The sequence below is a fragment of the Paenibacillus sp. J22FR5 genome, from assembly GCF_059691975.1.
Map to the genome: position 1 here is coordinate 265,522 of NZ_JCAUAN010000004.1, position 17,345 is coordinate 282,866.

The window sequence follows — 17,345 nt, forward strand, 5'->3', positions numbered from 1 at the left end:
GAGTAATATCTGGCTGTCTTCCTTCATTGCTTACTTGCTAGTCGTAGAAGCATCAAAAGTGGCTTTTTCTTTTTCCAACAACTTAGCCCATTCGTCAAGCATTTCTTTGGCAGTCATTTTCTTCGCCATTACCTTCTGAACCATGGGTTCCATCGTTTGTTGAATATTCGTGTATCCTGGCATGTAGACAGGATTGTCGGTAAGTTTAGTATCCTTGGATGACATGAGATCGGCGCCTGTTTTGATGTAAGTTGTATTCTGGATCCACTCTTCTTTCATTGCGTCAATATTAGTTGGGATTTCTCCATAAAGTTTTCCAGCAGCTCCGTCATAATTCATATAATAATAGGTTAAAAATTTCCAAGCCGCATCTTTATTTTTGGAGGATTTAGTCATCATTAACGTGCTTGGTGTTACCCCAGGGTGTACATTATAGCCTTTGACACTCTTAGGGAAAGGTGCAGCTGTAAACTTGGACAAATCTCCGTTGAACGCTTTAACATGGGCACTGGCCGACCCTAGGTTATGGAAGATCATGCCGACTTTACCAGCTTGGAATGAAGCAGCTAATTCAGTCCAGCCTTTACTCAAATCATCTTCTGGCGTGTTAACATTATATCCGCCTAGATACTTTTCCAGGAATTGAACATGCAGTGGATCGTTAATCGTTGCCTTGCCGTCCTTGAAGTAATTTGTAATGCCTGAATAGGAGTACATCAGCATTTCCAATGTGTTAGCGCTTCCAGCTCCACCCCGAATTCCGTAACCATAAAGGCCTTTAGGTTTGTCTGTCAACTTTTGGGCATCGTCGAAGAATTGATCCCATGTTCCTGGCATTGGTAAATTTGCTGCCTTCAGCCAATCTGATCTGAGCCACATAATCCATGGCTGAATCGATGTTGGCAAACCATAAAGCTTACCGCCCTTAGGATCCATGGATCTAACCGAAGCAATTGCAGTAGTAGCGACTTTGTCTTTGTTTTCCCACTTCGTGAAATAGTCGTCTAGTGGTTCCAATACTCCACGACTCACAAGATCGGAAGTAAAGTTGCTAATAATATCTGGGGCTTCTCCTGCGGCAAGCGCTACGTTAACCTTCTGGTTGTATCCCGCTAAATCTCCTGGTACCCCTAAGAAAGTGGCTGTAATATCTGGGTTTTTGGTATTAAAATCCTTTACAACACCTTGCCAGAACTGCTCCCTCTCTGGCGTAACCGCTGCCCCCCAAATATCTATCGTTGTTTTCTTACCCGTAGCTTTTTGAGTTGCACCCCCGTCGCTTGGCTGAACTTTAGTTCCAGAAGCCGAGTCACTGCTCCCACAGCCGGTAAGTGCAATTGATGTTAGCATGACTGTCGCCATTCCTAATCCCCACAATTTCTTTCTCATTCGAACATCTCCTTATACCCCTTGATTATTTTGGCTAATGTGACGAAAGCTCTTTCGTCTTGCATTAAGTGTAGCTCGGACGGTCTTGTATTTACATAAGATTTCTTTCATTGTTTTGTTTTATTTCTTCGAAACTTAGTTCGTTGTTAATAGAGTCTTGGTAGCTGTCCTGGTTTGGAAATGCTGCTTTTTACGTTTGATGCGAGTTCTTCGTACCGCAAGACAAAATAATAAAGTTGTTTAAAGGCTCCGCCATACAACAAAAAACTTCAGCCCCCATAGGGCTGAAGTCTCATAAATCCCATATATTTCTTACTCCATTATCTTCTGCATTTTCCCCGGATTGTTGATCTTATACGGCACAGGGTGCTTGCTGAGTTTCTTGGCAACGATTTTGCACTCGAAGGTGACGGTGTCTCCGATTGCGAGCTCGAGCTTTTTGAGCGTTGCGCTGTGGCTCGACCAAGCGGTGCCGACGTCGATTGCTGGTTCCAGAATCGATACTGCTTCGTAGATGATGACCTCATCATCGGTGTCAGAGAAGTTGTTCGGCACCGTCGTAAACTCCGTAACCGTCGCCTTCATCTTGACTTTCTCTTCGGGAAGCTCCAATTTAGGAGCTTTTTCTTTTTTCGCTTTTCCCTTCGCGGGGGCTTTCTCAGCAAGGGCAGCCTGTCCATTTTCCCCAAGTTCAGCTACAACTTCAACCTTAACAGCTTTGGCTGCTTTTGCCGGTTTCTCTTCCGGCTCAGCTTCCACTTCCTCTGCTAAAGCAGCATCCTCGGCCAGTGCCGCACCACGCTGACTGTAGTTCGCTGCCTGCATTTCCTTCAAATAGGAGGGATGAATACAGTGCAGCTGCTGCGTATCGAACTCAATAACAGCTGTCATAGGATCTACATAGCCTATAATGCTGCAAGCGACATTCAGGCTATTACCTTTATAGAAAAAGGCTTTGGCTTTCGTCGCCTTTTCCGAAACTAAACCCCATTCTTTGCATTGCTCGATCAGCTCGGACTCGTCATCAAAACGAGTAAACGCAGCTGGTTGAATGGCGAACGCGTAATCCATATGTGATCAACCTTTCTTTTTTATATAGAAGGAAGAATTACTTCACTTCGTCCTCATCTTCGTCTAGATCTTGATCTTGATCTTCATCTACTTCATCTTGATCTACTTCATCTTTCTCTAACCGGAAGTCATCGGTTTTTTCCCCGTCTTCCCAAATTTCCACGAAGAGTGCATCGCAATTTTCAAAATCAGCCGGCTTGAACGCAAGCGCTTTTTCCTCGTCCGGCCCGACATAAACATTCTCAAGTGTTTCCCCATCAAACGAGAGGATGACATAAATTTTCATAGGCATGGTATGCCTCCTAGTAAGTGATAAGGATTATTATAACATACCGAGTGAATTGTTCGCATGAAGTGCGATTAATCCTTCATATACATCTATATAGCCTGTATCACCCGGATCGAATGAAGGGCTCGTTCAGGATCCGTTGACATCGGGATGCGAAGGGGGAATTCTAAGGATGGCGTTTCTAGTTATATGTGTCCTCGGATGTCTGTCTGGTTTCATCATTTTCAGGAAAAATGTGATACCACGCAGCGCTGATCAAGCTCTGAATGATGTTAAGCTGTCTATTATTATTCCGGCCAGAAATGAAGCGGACAACCTACCTCATTTGCTTCATACGCTGAAAATTCAAACCCTGATGCCTTATGAAATCATTGTAGTGGATGATTTTTCGCAAGACAATACGAAGGAGATTGCCGAAAGCTATGGGGTTACGGTGATTTCGAATCCAAATCTGCCTGACGGGTGGACGGGCAAAAACTGGGCCGTATGGAATGGCTATTCCCATGCGACCGGGGATCTCATTGTTTTTCTAGATGCAGATATTCGATTTGCCCCTCGGGCATTAGAATTATTGGTGAAGGCGCGGAATAAATTAGGTGGAGCGTTATCTATTGTGCCTTACCATTACACGGAGAACCTGAGAGAGAGGCTCGCGTTGATCTTCAACGTGTTGGGCATTTACGCGTTTACTTCTCCTTTTGAAAAAAATAATACTCAGAAGGGCCTTTATGGGTCCTGTATTTTAACGACTAGGGAGGATTACGAATCGATCAAAGGCCATGAAGGCATCAAGTCTGAAATGCTGGACGATCTGAATCTCGGCGCTACCTATGCAAGGGCAGGCATTCCGGTGAACAATTTTATCGGCTATGGGCTAGTTTCCTTTCGTATGTATCCGCAGGGGATGAAAAGCCAGATCCAAGGCTTCGGCAAAGGTGCTGTTCTGGGGACATCTAAGCTCAAAGTAGGCACACTCACGTTGACGGCGATTTGGGTTGTTGGCTTGCTCCTCTCATCAGCCTTTCCCTTTTTCCTCGGCACCTCATGGGGCGTTCCGCTTCTCATTGGTTACCTGCTTTACATGGCACAGCTCTTTTATTTTGTAAAATACGTTGGGATATTCGGCCTTATCATGCCTGTTTTGCATGCGGTGTCGACGTTATTTTTCATTATGGTCATGCTGTACTCGATGTATCAGGTCGTATTTCTAGGGCATGTGGCCTGGAAGGGGCGGCACGTCAAAGTAGGAAGCAGGCGAGAGCAATGATCATCGTATGGACGGTATGTGCTTTTGTATCGGGAGCGCTTATGTTTAGCTATTGGCTAGGTCAGTTGGCTCGGAAAAATCTGAAAACCGTCGGAGACGGCAACCCGGGTGCCCTTAATTTGTGGAAAGCGGCGGGATATCGGCTGGGTATCCTAGGTGTGTTGTTGGATTTTATCAAAGGGTATCTCATCATTCGTTTGGCTGTCGAAGCTGGCGGGATGTCAGGCTACGGATTGATCCCGATCGCATTAGCTCCGATCTTAGGTCATGCTTTTTCACCATTCTTGCACGGAAAAGGGGGCAAAGCGATTGCCGTCACCTTCGGCGTTTGGAGTGGGTTGACACAGTTTGAGGTGTCACTCGCGCTGGCTGTTATTTTGGCCGTCATGCTGGGGATCATGAAAATCGTTAATAAATGGAAGCCTATCTCATCTGATGTTGATGGTCAGCAGGTTGTCATTGGTATGGTGCTATTGGGTGTGTATCTGTATGTGCGAGATGCCAGCGTCGTGGAGCTGTGGGTATGGCTTGGCAATACGCTGCTCCTCATACTCACACATCGGAAAGAGCTGGCAGTTCTGCTTCATAAAAGAAGACAAATCAAAGAAGGATCTCGGCATTCATGATGCGGAGATCCTTCTTTTTTATGTCCCCGCATTTCGTTACATACGCAAGCCTTCCTTGGGAAAAACTAGGGCATATTCGTGAAAGGAGTGCCTTGCTTATGGAGGATCGGTTGGCACGAAATGAAGAACGCTTAAACGCGATAAGTCATGGAGTTGGCGTGTGTTTAAGCGTCTACGGACTCATACTGCTGTTGCAGCGTTCTGCACTTTTTGAAGACTGGTTGTATACGGCGAGTAACATAATTTTTGGCACTTCCTTTTGCCTACTGTATGTGTCCTCGACGCTTCTGCATGGGATACGCTCACCTAAATGGGGGAGACGCTTCGAAAAGCTGGATCATGCAGCGATATTCATCGCAATGGCAGGTTCCTACACGCCTTTCCTGCTCATTACTTGGCACAGCCGAATGGCGACGGAGCTGTTGATTGTCATTTGGGCGCTAGCCTTCGGCGGCGTGCGTTATGTGCATCTCATTATTCAACGCTTTATGCCGTGGGGCCTGCTGTTTTATTTGGGCATGGGGGCCTTCATGATGCTCTTCTTCGTACCTTTGTATGTGCGGCTTCCCCAAATGGCGTTTACTTGGCTAGGTCTAGGGATGATGAGCTATATCGTAGGTGTTCCTTTTTTCCTCTGGCGTAAATTGCGCTATCATCATACAATCTGGCACCTATTCGTGCTTGCAGGAAGTGCCTGCCATTTCATCGCTGTCTATAGCTACGTAATGCCCGCAATCCTATAAGCTAGGCTCGATGCGATTTATACTGAACTCCTGATGACCGAGTATTTCGGCTTTCGTCGGCTTTCCTTCGGCCACTTCACAGATTTCCTGCCAAATCAACTCGCCCGCTTGCTCCAATAACATCGATCCATCCAGTATCGGGCTCACATCGACATCCATATTATCGGACATATGGGTAGCTGCGTGCTTGTTAGCGGCTATCTTGATCACAGGAACGACCCTGTGCCGCATTTGCTGATGCAGCCGAAGGATTTCTCCTCGATGGTAGAGAGGCCGCCGGCAATATTGCCAGGACTCGGATTACCGCCGCGCATATCGGCGCCCATGCGCTTGATTTCTTTTTCGAAGCGGTGAATGGCGCTATACAGCTTTTCGCTCGTTTCGGGAGAAGCGCAGCGATGGGCCAAAATATGCTCAGCTCCTATGAGCTCAGTCGTTTCGCCAATGACGATGCTGCCGCCAGCGTTAATGAGCGTATCAGCTGCTACGCCAAGCGCAGGATTAGAGGCTAGGCCAGATGTAGCGTCGGAGCCGCTGCATTTGACCGCAACCTTAAGCTTGTTGATCGGAATCGGCACTTTCGGCTGTTATTGGAGCTCTGCGAGCATCGTGTGGGCTAATTCTGTCCCATGCTGAATCGCTTTGATGGAAACGCCCATAGATTGAATATCGAAGACGGCAACAGGCTTGCCTGTAGCTTTGATCGCATCAGCAAGCGCCGTGGGGTCAATGACCTCGCAGCCCAAGCTAATGATGATCGCGGCGCCGACATTCGGATTTATGCCTGTGCCAGCGAGCACATCGAAGGTTCGATTTTTCATCCCCGATTTGACTACACCCGTGCTGATGCGGCACAACAACGGCATCTGGATAGCTTGGAATAAGCACGTTTCTCATTGAAATTAGCACAAGATTAAGATCATTTTGCATATTGCCAAAATCAAACCCATATACGCTCCGCACCACTACTTGCAGCTTCTTCTCTATTTGAAGTTGTATTTTATACAACATAAAAGGTGGATTTGCCCACTTTTGGTCACTAATGTTGCACTTTGTGCAACAATATGAGTTGATATGGACTGAAACAGCCGATTCCTGGAGAAATTGTTGTATGAAATACAACATGAAGTGGGGGAGTCAGGGATTTTACTTGATAATGTTGTATGAAATACAACATGGTGGTGGGAATCCGGCTCCCGCATTACTCGATGCAATCCGAGTTGAGGTAGGAATCCCACTCCATGATTCACTCGGAGCAAACCCAGGCAGTGAAAGCGCGCGGTACTATTTTGCATTTAACTTTCTGCGCACTTCGGACGGGGGAAAGCCCTTATATTTCTTGAAAAGCTTTGTAAAATAATTCGCATTCCCACAACCGATTCGCTCAGCAATTTCGGTAACTGTCCATTCGGTTTCACGGAGCAAACGATCCGACTCGTTGATCCGCAGCCAGTTCATATAATCGATGAAGGTGCGCCCGGTTAGTTTTTTGAATGTTTTGCAAAAATGGTATGGATTTAGATTCACAATTCGCGCTGCTTGTTCCACGGAAAGAGGTTCGGATAACTGAGATTCCATCTGCCGAATTAATGGCTTAAAGGCCTCGGTGTGTCTTATGGGAAAAGGCTTCGCAACAAACTTTTCCGGCAGGAATTGCCTAGAAAGCAAGGCGAAAAGCATGTGGAAATTGTGCTTAATGAATAGCTCATAGGCGGGATCCCTTCGTTCAAATTCAGCTGTCGATTCACGAATGAGTCGCCGGTAAGGGGCAGCTTGTTCATCACTGGCTTTCAGTATGGATGGTGGAAGAACGCGTCCTTCTAAGAAAGGAAGCATATAACGCTCATAGACAGGATCGGGGTTCACCATCCGGAGCAAGGATGCGTTAAAAACAACAGCGACATATTCCATAGGCTCATCCGCTAAGTTATAGCCCACATGCAGGGCCCCAGCGGGGACGAAGAGCAGGTCGCCAGCTTCAACTTCAATGGGCTTGCTATCAATATGAAACACAGCCTTGCCGTATTGCATATCGATAATTTCAAAATGTTCATGCCAATGCAGATACAGAATATTATTATCCTTCGCGCTTTGAGCGGGGATATTTCGGTAAAACCGAATCGGGTAATTACTGTCCCAAAGCGGCGTTCGTTCTTTTAAATCCTGCGGATAAGTCATCAGGTTCGCCTCTCATTTCTTGAAGATGCAAGATTACGCATAAATAGCACAAGATTGGATAGGGTGATCGTGGTAAAGCCTAGCTATAATGAACATATATCTTAACTTTATACCAAAATAGGAGTGATTATCAATGACATATCATAAGCTTCGCATAGGAACTTTAGTTGGCGGCGGTGATGCGGTTCGTGTGATTCCGCAAATCGCCAAACATGGCTTTGAATCGTACAGTTTATCTTTCTGGCAAACGACAGGCGAGATTGATTTGAAGGAAACAGCCAAGCGAGTGGCAGAAATTGTTGCTGAACATGATGCCGTCATCTCGACCGTGGGTATCTTTGGAAATCCGCTGACCGGTGCGGGTGATAATCGTGATACGCTTGCAAGCTGGGAGCGACTGATTGATCATGCGCATCTATTTGGGACTGATATTGTCAACGGATTCACAGGCCGGATTACGGATCGTCCTATTGAAGAGTCCATTCCGAAATTCAAAGAAGTGTTTGGCGAGCTTTCACGTAGAGCAGAGGATCGCGGGGTTCGTATTGCTTTTGAAAATTGTGACATGGGTGGTACCTGGAAAACGGGTGATTGGAATATTGCACATAATCCGACCGCATGGAACATGATGTTTGATGCTGTTCCTTCCGCTAATTTGGGGTTGGAATGGGAGCCTTGCCATCAAATGGTTAGCCTTATTGATCCGATCCCGCAGCTGCGCAAATGGGTGAATAAAGTGTTCCACGTTCACGGCAAGGACGCGACGATTGCGTGGGATATTGTGCGGGAATATGGCGTACACGGCAGTCAGGAATTCGTCTGGCATCGCACGCCTGGCTTCGGGGATACGAACTGGTCAGATGTGATCACGATTCTACGTCAGAACGGCTATCAAGGCACAATTGATATCGAAGGTTGGCATGATCCTGTCTATTGTGATGAGCTGGAGATGACGGGGCAGGTGCATGCGCTGAATTATTTGAAGCGCTGTCGTGGTGGCGATTTTGTTCCAAACCCAGTGTAACGAGGTGGATAATACTACCTTAATTTTGTGCTAGCACGGATTAAGATTGTTCATTTAATGTCCGAATCATCACTCCTATAATAAAGGCATGGTTCACTCATTCCTAACATGCCAAGGAGGCAGAGACAATGCAGAGCAACACACCTTTATTATTAACGGATGAGCAAATGAGATCTTTTATTACGAATGGCTGCCTGATTCTCAAAACCGATTTTCCAAGCGAGTTTCACGAGCGTCTGGTTGAGCAACTGAACACGGTGTACACCGAGGAAGGCAATCCAGGGAATAATCTGCTGCCTCGTATTCGGGAGCTGCGCAAAGTATTTGATCATCCGGTTGTGACGGGCGCGTTAACGAGTGTGCTGGGACCTAATTATATGATGCATGCGCATCGTCATGGGCATTTCAATGCTTCGAGCGTAGCGGGTGGTTGGCATAAAGATAGCTATTGGGGCTATAAAAGAATGCGCAACCATCATCCGCAATGGGCGATGATTATGTATTTCCCGCAGGATACACCCGTGGAATTAGGACCGACTGGCGTCCTGCCAGGCACGCAAAATTATGAATCTCGCACATTTGAAGGAAATGAGCAAGTGGCTGAGGTTTTAGCGAGTGGGGAAGCGGGGACGTTTGCGCTGATTCATTATGATATTTGGCACCGTTCTACGCCGAATGTGCTTGGGAAAGAACGGTATATGTTGAAGTTTGAGTTCATGCGGACAGAGTTGCCGCAAGCACCAAGCTGGAACAATCAGGAGAGTGGCTGGCGGAAGCCAGAGGGCTTGAAACTGCCGATCGCGGAACATGATTTGATGTGGGAAGAGACGTGGAATTGGCTATCTGGACAAGTCGGCAGCTTGGCAGATACAATTGCTTCCGATCCAGATCGGATCAAAGCGTTGGCGGCAGGGTTGAGTGACTTCGAGCCGGACGCGATCAATGCTGCCTATGAGCTGGCGGCGAGTGGGCAAGGTGGCGTGAACGCTTTATTAGATGCGCTCCGCGAGGGAGATGCTAATGTTTCACGGATTGCTGCATATGGTTTATCTGTAGCGGGAAGCGCAGCAGTTGAGGGGGTGGTTGCAACGTTGGCTAGTGCAAGTGAGGATGTTGCAGCGCATGCTGTGTTCGCGCTTGGCGAGCTGCGAGGATTCGCGAGCGAAGCTGTGCCAGCACTTATAGAGCTGATGCAGCATCCGTCAGAGACGATTCGCTGCGCAGTCGTGGATGCCCTAGGCCTGATGGAAGATGGCCACGAAGCGATCGTGTCTTGCTTAGCGGAAGCGCTGCAGGATGAAAGTGCGCAGGTGCGGTTTATGTCGAGCCTATCCTTGTCCCGATTAGGGGCAAGTGCCGAGGCCGCGATTCCGCATTTGGAAATCGCGTTGGACGATGAGAACCGTTACGTTCGCGCGCATGCGGCGGAATCCCTGAACTACATCGGGACTGATCGTGCGAAGAACACGCTCATCAAGTTCCTGCTGGGCGCGCGTTGGTGTCCAACGACGACGGCGAAGAATGCGTTTTATCCGTAAGTTTAGTTGGCGGATAATTGAATGAGAAAACGATCTATACTCATGGATAACATGGGATAGATCGTTTTTTTTGCGTAGGGAAAAAATAACTATCGTATTTACACCGAAAGATTTGTATCTTAGAGTCTTGGAGCTAAAGTAAGGTGGAATTGTGAAACGAACACGGTAGACATTTTTTCAGTTTAAAAAAACATGATGACAAAGAAATATTTCTCGAAGGAATTGGGAATTTTATACGTATGGAGCTTGCAGATTTTACGTTCTGTTTAATTTAAAATTTTTCAGGTTAAGGGGGAGGGGAGGAATATGGATGATATTATTCAAGTTTTAATTAGAACGAGTGCCGCTTTTATTATCATTATGATTATTGCTAGGTTATTAGGAAAACAAACAATTTCACAAATGACTTATCATGATTTTGTTGCTGCAATAACGTTAGGAGCAATCACTGCAAATTTAGCATTTAACACAAAACTAAGTTATTGGACCCTAATAACGTCCTTATTGTTATTCAGTGGCATTGCATTTATCGTCACCTTCATCTCGTTAAAAAGCAGGAATTCAAGGAAATGGCTGTCTGGGAAGCCCACTATGGTGATAGAAAATGGGAAAATTCTTGAAAATAATCTTAAAAAGCTGCGTCTAACTCTGGATACTTTAAATCAAGAGTTAAGGGAGAAAGATATTTTTAATATTCAGGAAGTTGAATTTGCGGTTCTCGAATTAAACGGTAGATTATCTGTATTAAGAAAAGCTGAATTCCGACAAGTTCTTCTTAAAGACTTGCCCAAATTTACGGGACACATTGATTCGAAAGTGACATTTCCAGTAGAACTAATCATGGATGGGGAATTGGTGCAAGAAAATTTAAAACAAAATCAAATTACTGAATCTTGGATTAATGCGGAATTGAAAAAGAGAAAATTGACTTTGGCCGAAGTTTGCTATGCGGTAAAGGGAACGAATGGCAAGTTATATTTCGATTTATACATGGATCAAATTAAAAACCCAATTTAAGACAGAATAAACCCACTGGAAATAATAAGTCCAGTGGGTTTTTGTGTTCTACAACTTAGGTCTGGGAAACCACCAATTGCCTGATGCTACTAACATACAAAGCAGCTTAATTGTATTCCCATAATAATCACTATTCTCGAAGCCGCTATTCTTCATGTGTGTCCAAAGTTTGTTAAGCCATTCCTGATTGCTCGATTGGATCATCGCGCTTACGGCAAATGGAGACACAAAGGCTAGATGATTATTAAATGCAAATGGCAAATCATTCCCATTCAAAAAGTACCCTGCACGAATTTTACTCGGCTCTCCCAATGTTTTCTTTTTGATCCAACTGTTCAGTTTTGTGAATTGGGGTACAGCTCTTCGATCCCCAGTCAAAATATAATCCAATGGGATTCGCCATGTTGTCCGGCAAGCGTTCATGTAGTAGTCACCATCGTAAGGTCCTTCCAAATAATCAGGGGGAGCCGGTGCAAACTTGTTGTTTCGCTTTACTGCAAAATCAGGCAATAACCCGGTATTCGGGCTGTAATCCTGAAAGAGTTGTTTGGTTATGGCGTAAGTTTTATTGACGACCAATGTCCATTTGGAATGACCTGTTGCGATTTGGAAGGCTTTCATGTGTTCAGTCATAAAATCAGAGGGTCTGGTTCCTGAATAATACTTGGGGGTATCCTTTTTCACCCAATCTCCTAGTTTTAAATACCATTCTTGCTGGTTAACATCATGTTTCAATATCGCCTGGATCAGCTTTTTTGCCTCGGTCAAGTATTTGATTGTTCCCTTGCTTCCCCATTGGTAATGTGCCAACAATAGTGAATAAGCAATGTCCATATCACCATCCGTTGCAGAGTCGCTGCCTTCTGCGTCTATAATGTTCCCGTTTATATCTTTAATTTGCTTCCACGCCATTAACATAGGATTAGCGGAGCTAGGATATGCTTTGTAATAACGGAATAATCCGTCAAAATATTTCTGGGCATTGGGGTCATAGTCAGCCAAAAAAGCTGTAAGAAGCATGCCATGGCCGTGGCTTTCCGATGTGGATACGGAGTTCGAATTATTCATGTCCTGCCCTTCCAGATTGTAAAACACGTAATATTGATCTTGTTTCATCGGATTTTGAATAAGATACTTGGATTTCCAAATATCATAAAAATCTTTTACAACCTTATCCAACTGTGTTTGACCAACGTGATTAGGTTTAATGGTTCCAACTTTATATTTCGTATGTTGCGGGAAAGGTTTATTTGCTTTTTTAGCACGTGTGTTATAGCGTAGGAAGCTTAGCCAATTAATAAATTTCATTCCAAAACCCCCTGAGCCGCATAATATCATGAAAATATTATGAGTTTGGTCAGGAATTAAGAACGGTTTTTAATGCCCCCCACGCTTACCCTGCAACCGCATCCAAATCTCACCGCGGCCGCAAATCGCGGAACGCTGTCGGCTTAAACCCCGTCTGTTCCTTGAACATACGAGAGAAGTAAGATAATTCCATGCCGAAAGAATCGGCAATTTGAGAGACATTCAGCTCCGTCGTCAGGAGCAGATCTTTCGCTTTTTCCGAACGCAGATGGTTCATATATTGAATCGGAGAGTAACCCGTAAATTGTTTGAACGCGTTGATGAAGTAATTAGGATGATAATGGGCGAGTTGGGCCAAATTGTCGATCGAGACCTGCTCTGCCATATGCTGCTCCATGTAGCGCAGAACGGCATTCATTTTCTCGTAAGTTGGCGTTGTGGCTAGTTGTAACTTCACAGATGCATTCCCCTCAATAAATTCGGCGATGAGCTCGTGAAGGATGCCGTTGACTCGGAATTCGGCCGATAAGGCGTCACTTCGGCGATAAGCAATCAGCTTTTCAAACGTTTGTTGAAGCAATTTCGGATCCTTGACGACAATCGAAGGGGTCGTATGCAAAATCTGAAAGAGATCCAAATCCCCGATTTTTGCCGTGAAATGGCACCAATACTTGCCGAAAGTATCATCACTGATCGTTCCATAAGCTTGGTCACTGCCCGCAGGGAGGAGATACAGTTCACCAGGCCGCGGGTAGTAGGTTTGATCGCCAACTTTTACAAAGCCTTCACCTTCGATGATAAAATACAAACGATTTACTGGACATGATGGGATCTCATCATTCCAGGTTTTCATTACTTTCGTGTATGCTGCATAGTAGACATCAATTTTCGCTCTTGCAATGTATTTTTTCCAAAAGGTACGCTGACTAGCATTCATATCTGGTTTCATAGTTTCATATACCCTTTACAAATAACCGACATATGCCTTCCGTAAATTGCTGTTTGGTGTAACCGAGTACTTCTTTATGGTACATATATTGTTCTGGAAAAAGAGAGATCAGAATCGTATTAACTGTCAATGGGATATCGATTTCCGCAATCTCGCCATTCTGAATGGAACGTTGAATAAGTGGAGCTAGGATATTATGGAGTCTAATAAAGAACGGCTTTTTGTGTATGCTGACGCTGCGTTTGTCGGCATGCATGGAAGAGATGACAGACAAGAGAGCGACATTTTCATCGACGAAATCGATCACATCGTGTATACATGCGGATAACTGCTCCAAACCTGTGCCGACGGGAGCGGTCTTCGTGTATTTTTTCTCAAGCATCTCAATAAAACGTGTGGTTGTGGACTTGATCAAATCGCTGCACACATCCCCAATGTGGGTATAGCGGCGGTATAAGGTTCCTTGACCAACACCGGATTCCTTCGCAATTTGATGCATGGTGACGGATTCTATCTCATTCGTTTCCAAAAGTGTTTGAGCGGCAGAAAGGATACGACGGCGATACTCCGAATCGCGTTCTCCACGGCGACTGCTTGGCGGATTAGTCTCCTTATCGGGTTCACAAAAGACTTGTTTATGATCATCTGGATGCTGCATAGTTTCGTTCCTCCTGGTAGAGAGATCGTCCATGAAAAAATCATTTGACTTTGCGGACAATTGTCCGTAACATGTAGTAGCGGACAATTGTCCCGTTTTTATTGTAACACGACAAGAGTTAGATTGTCTAAGGAGGAGTAAGGAATGAGTCAAACAGTTGTATCCGGTGAAACTGAGCCGGAATTTAAGTTTACGAGCATCCTGGTGCCGCTCATCGCCATTATTACGGGCATATTCATGGTTATCCTCGACACGACAGCAATGAACGTTGCCCTGTCGAAGTTGGTGGTTGATTTCAAGACGGATCTGCCAACGATCCAATGGGCAGTGACGGGTTATATGCTAGCATCCGCAGCGGTGATTCCATTAGCGGGATGGTTATCTGACCGATTTGGAGCGAAGAATGTCTTCCTAACGTCAGTGCTTTTATTTACGATTGCATCACTTTTATGCGCGACACCTAACAGTGCAGAAATGTTAATCTTCTTCCGTATCCTGCAAGGCTTAGGTGGGGGCTTCGTGATGCCTGTTGCCATGGCTTATGTATACAGACTTAGTCCTCCGAGCAAAATTGGGCAAGTCATGGGTATGCTAGGCGTACCTATTTTGTTAGCGCCAGCGATTGGGCCAATTTTGTCTGGTTGGTTAGTTGAGTACCATTCATGGCACTGGATTTTCCTTATTAATCTGCCTGTCGGTATCTTTAGCTTTATTTTTGGATTGTGGAAATTACCTGTCGTTGCTCGTAAAAAGGTTGCTGGTTTTGACCTGCCAGGTATGATCTTAGGACCGATTGCTTTCGCATCGCTATCCTATGGGATTTCGCAAGGTGCTTCAGGGTGGACTTCCGATAAAGCACTTGGCGGTATCATCGTTGGTGCTGTTGCCTTAATCGCATTCGTAATCGTAGAGTTGAAAACGAAAATTCCATTGCTTGAGCTGAAAGTGTTCAAATCATTCGATTTTTCTTTTAGTATATTCATTCAATGGGTGATACAATTCTGTATGTTTGGGGCGATCTTCCTTCTGCCGCAATTCCTACAGCAAGCCCGAGGTTACGGTGCGTTTGATACAGGCCTGACCTTGTTCCCGCAGGCAATCGCTTCGGGTCTTATGATGCCAATTGGCGGTTATTTATTTGATAAAATCGGCGTTCGTTGGTTGGTTGTTATCGGTCTTACACTTGTATCTGGGGCGATTTTCCAATATTCCCACATGGATTTGAGCACGCAACGAACGGATCTCATCCTTCCGCTTGCGATGGCTGGTGCGGGTATGGGTCTCATGATGATGCCAATTAACTCCCATTTGATTAAAAAAGCTCCACAGGACCTCGTCAGTCGGGTTACTTCTTTGACTAGTGCTATGCAGCAAGTCATCAGTTCGTTCGGTGTAGCGATCGTGGTAACGATTCTTACTTCACGCGTGACGACGATGATTACTGAGCAAAAGCTTCCTATGGGTTCCCCTGCAGAGATGCAAAAATCCATGCTTTCCGTAGCGCCTGATGCATTCGGATATACGTTCAAAGTCATGATGTTGATCGCGATGTGTGGCGTTGTTCTCGGACTCTTCCTTCGCCGTGGTAAGACAGTAGCACACCAAGAAGCGCGTACAGAAGTCGCGTTAGAGGGATTGCACTAAGGCTGATTGGAGATTAGACAACGTTTTGGCGAAATAAAAGGCAGCCCTCAAGTAACTACTTAGGGGCTGCCTTCTTGCTATACAAATTTATGGCAGTCGCACCGATGCACGGTACAACTTACTGTTCCACGCCACCGTGCTTTTGAGCGATTCGGCAACGAGGCGTAGCGGGACATACATCCGGCTGTCGCCCAGGATTTGCAAAGGGACGGGCACAGATACGGACTTTCCGTTGACCGAAGCAACGGTGCTGCCATCCTGTAGCTTCAAGGTAACGCCAGCATTGGTGATCGTTGCGGTGCGCGTTGCTGCATCCCAGGCAAACTTGGCATTCATCGCGGTAATAAACGGACGAATCGGGACGACGGTCGTTTCTTTGTCGATGAAACCAGTGAAATCGGAAATGTATTGTCCATTAATTTCGATTTGCACTTTTGGCTTGTCTAGCTTGCGTACAACGAGTGCATTACTGAGCTTCCGACCTGGATAGGTCATCATCGTGCCGTTGGCATAAAGGCCGGAGGAGGACCCGCCATCCATATTCATCGCTTCTTTCAATCCTAGTTGAATGGAGATGGCCGCAAGCTCTGATAAGGTTGCACTCGGAACGGTGCCCATCACGAGGCGATCAGAGCTATCGATCCCAACGAAGCTTCTGGCTGCGGAAGATTGCGTAACTTTAGGGTCCGTAAAGCCATCGCGTTTCACATTGATATCTGTAGATCCATTCGTAACCAGCTTCGGACCGACGCCGATCGCGGATAGCCATGTTTTGGCATCGAGATTGCTTCCGCCTTCACCCTTCGCTACAATCTCGTTCGTGATTCTGTCACCCACGTCCAACTTGGTCAAAACGTTCTGCTTATTGTTGGCGCTGTTGCCGACAAACAGGACGTAACCGCCTTCCGGAACTGACACGGAATCCTGCGTAATGCGAGTGACAAGTCCGTCACTGATAACCACTTTAGTTCCGTTTGGAAATCCGATCCATCGGCCAAAATCCGGCGTATACCAGACAATCTGGTCGGTGCTCGTGTCTCCGTAGTATTTGTTAATACCCCAAGGGTTAATGGTATAGGTGCCGCCGCCTTCGCTTGTGCGAACGGCAATGTCGAGATTAACGAACTGAATGTCCGGTACTTTATCTTTGTTTAGAAAAAGCGTTTGATTCTCTCCAGAATGCATGGGCTCGCCAGACTTCAGCAAGGTCCCATTGGGATAGCGGATATAAGGATCAGACTCGTAGGCGTTGAAAAAAGTTCCGTTAATCGCGGCAACGGCTTGCTCGCCCTCAACGATGGATTGCATGGACGCGTCGTGCCCAATGCCGCCTTCGGCCAAAGCGGGTACAAGCTCTAGCGTCGGATCTGTGAGGTCAACCGTTACAACGTTAACAGTGAAGTTTTTACCTGAAGCGTATACGAGTTTCGTAACCGCGTTAACAGATGGGGAATAGAGGGCAGAAGCTGGCGCCCCTCCGGTGAGGAGAGCTGCACTAAGCAGCAGGGAAGTAGCAGGTATGATGAGTTTTCTATACAACATGCGGATGTCTCCTTTGGTAGGGTGATTGTCGAAATTTGCTGAAAATTGATCACTTACGTATAACATTCGGACGAGCTGTGGTGTTTATGACGTAGGTCAAGT

At 45.9% G+C, this 17,345-nt stretch carries 15 protein-coding genes and 1 pseudogene; 7 read left to right on the forward strand and 9 right to left on the reverse strand.

All coding sequences use genetic code 11. The annotated features are described in order from the left end of the window. Positions 1–30: 30 nt before the first annotated feature. From AC58P7_RS09090 to AC58P7_RS09100, 3 genes are all read right to left on the reverse strand, one after another. A complete protein-coding gene (locus tag AC58P7_RS09090; protein ID WP_497341951.1) occupies positions 31–1,389 on the reverse strand; it encodes an ABC transporter substrate-binding protein in 1,359 nt (452 codons plus the stop codon). Between the two features lie 312 nt (positions 1,390–1,701). Beyond that, positions 1,702–2,460 carry a hypothetical protein gene (locus AC58P7_RS09095; protein ID WP_497341953.1) on the reverse strand — a complete coding sequence of 253 codons (759 nt, stop codon included), beginning with the start codon at positions 2,458–2,460 and terminating at the stop codon, positions 1,702–1,704. 37 nt (positions 2,461–2,497) lie between these two features. Further along, a complete protein-coding gene (locus AC58P7_RS09100; RefSeq protein WP_497341954.1) occupies positions 2,498–2,752 on the reverse strand; it encodes a hypothetical protein in 255 nt (84 codons plus the stop codon). A gap of 169 nt (positions 2,753–2,921) precedes the next feature. On the opposite strand from AC58P7_RS09100, the gene AC58P7_RS09105 reads away from it, so the two are divergent. The 3 genes from AC58P7_RS09105 (at position 2,922) to trhA (ending at position 5,385) form a co-directional block, all read left to right on the forward strand. Beyond that, positions 2,922–4,016, forward strand: coding sequence for a glycosyltransferase family 2 protein (locus AC58P7_RS09105; RefSeq protein WP_497341956.1), 1,095 nt, complete (start codon positions 2,922–2,924; stop codon positions 4,014–4,016). Then, positions 4,013–4,642: a glycerol-3-phosphate acyltransferase gene (locus tag AC58P7_RS09110; protein ID WP_497341958.1), complete on the forward strand. Its 630-nt coding sequence runs from the start codon at positions 4,013–4,015 to the stop codon at positions 4,640–4,642. Before AC58P7_RS09105 ends, AC58P7_RS09110 begins: the two co-directional genes overlap by 4 nt. Positions 4,643–4,740: 98 nt before the next feature. Further along, on the forward strand, positions 4,741–5,385 hold the full coding sequence (gene trhA, locus AC58P7_RS09115) for a PAQR family membrane homeostasis protein TrhA (RefSeq protein ID WP_497341960.1): 645 nt from the start codon (positions 4,741–4,743) through the stop codon (positions 5,383–5,385). On the opposite strand, the pseudogene AC58P7_RS09120 reads toward trhA, so the two are convergent. Together AC58P7_RS09120 and AC58P7_RS09125 are read right to left on the reverse strand one after the other, a co-directional pair. Continuing rightward, a pseudogene (locus AC58P7_RS09120) lies at positions 5,380–6,255 on the reverse strand (UxaA family hydrolase); the annotation flags it as partial. The gene trhA and the pseudogene AC58P7_RS09120 sit on opposite strands and share 6 nt — an antisense overlap. A gap of 414 nt (positions 6,256–6,669) precedes the next feature. Next, entirely contained in the window at positions 6,670–7,563 is an 894-nt protein-coding gene (locus tag AC58P7_RS09125) for a helix-turn-helix domain-containing protein (RefSeq protein ID WP_497341962.1), read from the reverse strand. Positions 7,564–7,696: 133 nt separating this feature from the next. Here AC58P7_RS09125 and AC58P7_RS09130 point away from each other — a divergent pair, with 133 nt between their 5' ends. The 3 genes from AC58P7_RS09130 to AC58P7_RS09140 all read left to right on the forward strand — a co-directional run bounded on the left by AC58P7_RS09130 (position 7,697) and on the right by AC58P7_RS09140 (position 11,142). Next, entirely contained in the window at positions 7,697–8,587 is an 891-nt protein-coding gene (locus AC58P7_RS09130) for a sugar phosphate isomerase/epimerase family protein (protein ID WP_497341964.1), read from the forward strand. Between the two features lie 128 nt (positions 8,588–8,715). Further along, complete coding sequence (locus AC58P7_RS09135) at positions 8,716–10,125, forward strand: HEAT repeat domain-containing protein (RefSeq protein WP_497341966.1); 1,410 nt, start codon at positions 8,716–8,718, stop codon at positions 10,123–10,125. Positions 10,126–10,431: 306 nt separating this feature from the next. Further along, positions 10,432–11,142: a DUF421 domain-containing protein gene (locus AC58P7_RS09140; RefSeq protein WP_497341968.1), complete on the forward strand. Its 711-nt coding sequence runs from the start codon at positions 10,432–10,434 to the stop codon at positions 11,140–11,142. Positions 11,143–11,190: 48 nt separating this feature from the next. Here AC58P7_RS09140 and AC58P7_RS09145 read toward each other — a convergent pair whose 3' ends face one another. The 3 genes from AC58P7_RS09145 to AC58P7_RS09155 form a co-directional block, all read right to left on the reverse strand. Then, on the reverse strand, positions 11,191–12,450 hold the full coding sequence (locus AC58P7_RS09145; RefSeq protein WP_497341970.1) for a family 8 glycosyl hydrolase: 1,260 nt from the start codon (positions 12,448–12,450) through the stop codon (positions 11,191–11,193). Between the two features lie 109 nt (positions 12,451–12,559). Beyond that, positions 12,560–13,399: an AraC family transcriptional regulator gene (locus tag AC58P7_RS09150; protein ID WP_497341972.1), complete on the reverse strand. Its 840-nt coding sequence runs from the start codon at positions 13,397–13,399 to the stop codon at positions 12,560–12,562. A 4-nt stretch (positions 13,400–13,403) separates the two neighbouring features. Beyond that, positions 13,404–14,057, reverse strand: a complete 654-nt coding sequence (locus AC58P7_RS09155) for a TetR/AcrR family transcriptional regulator (protein ID WP_497341974.1) — start codon at positions 14,055–14,057, stop codon at positions 13,404–13,406. A gap of 144 nt (positions 14,058–14,201) precedes the next feature. Here AC58P7_RS09155 and AC58P7_RS09160 point away from each other — a divergent pair, with 144 nt between their 5' ends. Then, complete coding sequence (locus tag AC58P7_RS09160) at positions 14,202–15,701, forward strand: DHA2 family efflux MFS transporter permease subunit (RefSeq protein ID WP_497341976.1); 1,500 nt, start codon at positions 14,202–14,204, stop codon at positions 15,699–15,701. A gap of 87 nt (positions 15,702–15,788) precedes the next feature. Here AC58P7_RS09160 and AC58P7_RS09165 read toward each other — a convergent pair whose 3' ends face one another. Further along, positions 15,789–17,243 carry a stalk domain-containing protein gene (locus tag AC58P7_RS09165; protein WP_497341978.1) on the reverse strand — a complete coding sequence of 485 codons (1,455 nt, stop codon included), beginning with the start codon at positions 17,241–17,243 and terminating at the stop codon, positions 15,789–15,791. Positions 17,244–17,345 lie beyond the last annotated feature (102 nt).

Excerpts from the sequence above, each read along its gene's own strand:
- AC58P7_RS09130 (WP_497341964.1), top strand. The coding sequence starts at position 7,697 with ATGACATATCATAAGCTTCGCATAGGAACTTTAGTTGGCGGCGGTGAT.
- AC58P7_RS09165 (WP_497341978.1), bottom strand. The coding sequence starts at position 17,243 with ATGTTGTATAGAAAACTCATCATACCTGCTACTTCCCTGCTGCTTAGT.
- AC58P7_RS09145 (WP_497341970.1), bottom strand. The coding sequence starts at position 12,450 with ATGAAATTTATTAATTGGCTAAGCTTCCTACGCTATAACACACGTGCT.
- AC58P7_RS09135 (WP_497341966.1), top strand. The coding sequence starts at position 8,716 with ATGCAGAGCAACACACCTTTATTATTAACGGATGAGCAAATGAGATCT.
- AC58P7_RS09090 (WP_497341951.1), bottom strand. The coding sequence starts at position 1,389 with ATGAGAAAGAAATTGTGGGGATTAGGAATGGCGACAGTCATGCTAACA.
- AC58P7_RS09100 (WP_497341954.1), bottom strand. The coding sequence starts at position 2,752 with ATGCCTATGAAAATTTATGTCATCCTCTCGTTTGATGGGGAAACACTT.
- AC58P7_RS09125 (WP_497341962.1), bottom strand. The coding sequence starts at position 7,563 with ATGACTTATCCGCAGGATTTAAAAGAACGAACGCCGCTTTGGGACAGT.
- AC58P7_RS09140 (WP_497341968.1), top strand. The coding sequence starts at position 10,432 with ATGGATGATATTATTCAAGTTTTAATTAGAACGAGTGCCGCTTTTATT.
- AC58P7_RS09155 (WP_497341974.1), bottom strand. The coding sequence starts at position 14,057 with ATGCAGCATCCAGATGATCATAAACAAGTCTTTTGTGAACCCGATAAG.
- AC58P7_RS09105 (WP_497341956.1), top strand. The coding sequence starts at position 2,922 with ATGGCGTTTCTAGTTATATGTGTCCTCGGATGTCTGTCTGGTTTCATC.
- AC58P7_RS09095 (WP_497341953.1), bottom strand. The coding sequence starts at position 2,460 with ATGGATTACGCGTTCGCCATTCAACCAGCTGCGTTTACTCGTTTTGAT.
- trhA (WP_497341960.1), top strand. The coding sequence starts at position 4,741 with ATGGAGGATCGGTTGGCACGAAATGAAGAACGCTTAAACGCGATAAGT.
- AC58P7_RS09110 (WP_497341958.1), top strand. The coding sequence starts at position 4,013 with ATGATCATCGTATGGACGGTATGTGCTTTTGTATCGGGAGCGCTTATG.
- AC58P7_RS09160 (WP_497341976.1), top strand. The coding sequence starts at position 14,202 with ATGAGTCAAACAGTTGTATCCGGTGAAACTGAGCCGGAATTTAAGTTT.
- AC58P7_RS09150 (WP_497341972.1), bottom strand. The coding sequence starts at position 13,399 with ATGAAACCAGATATGAATGCTAGTCAGCGTACCTTTTGGAAAAAATAC.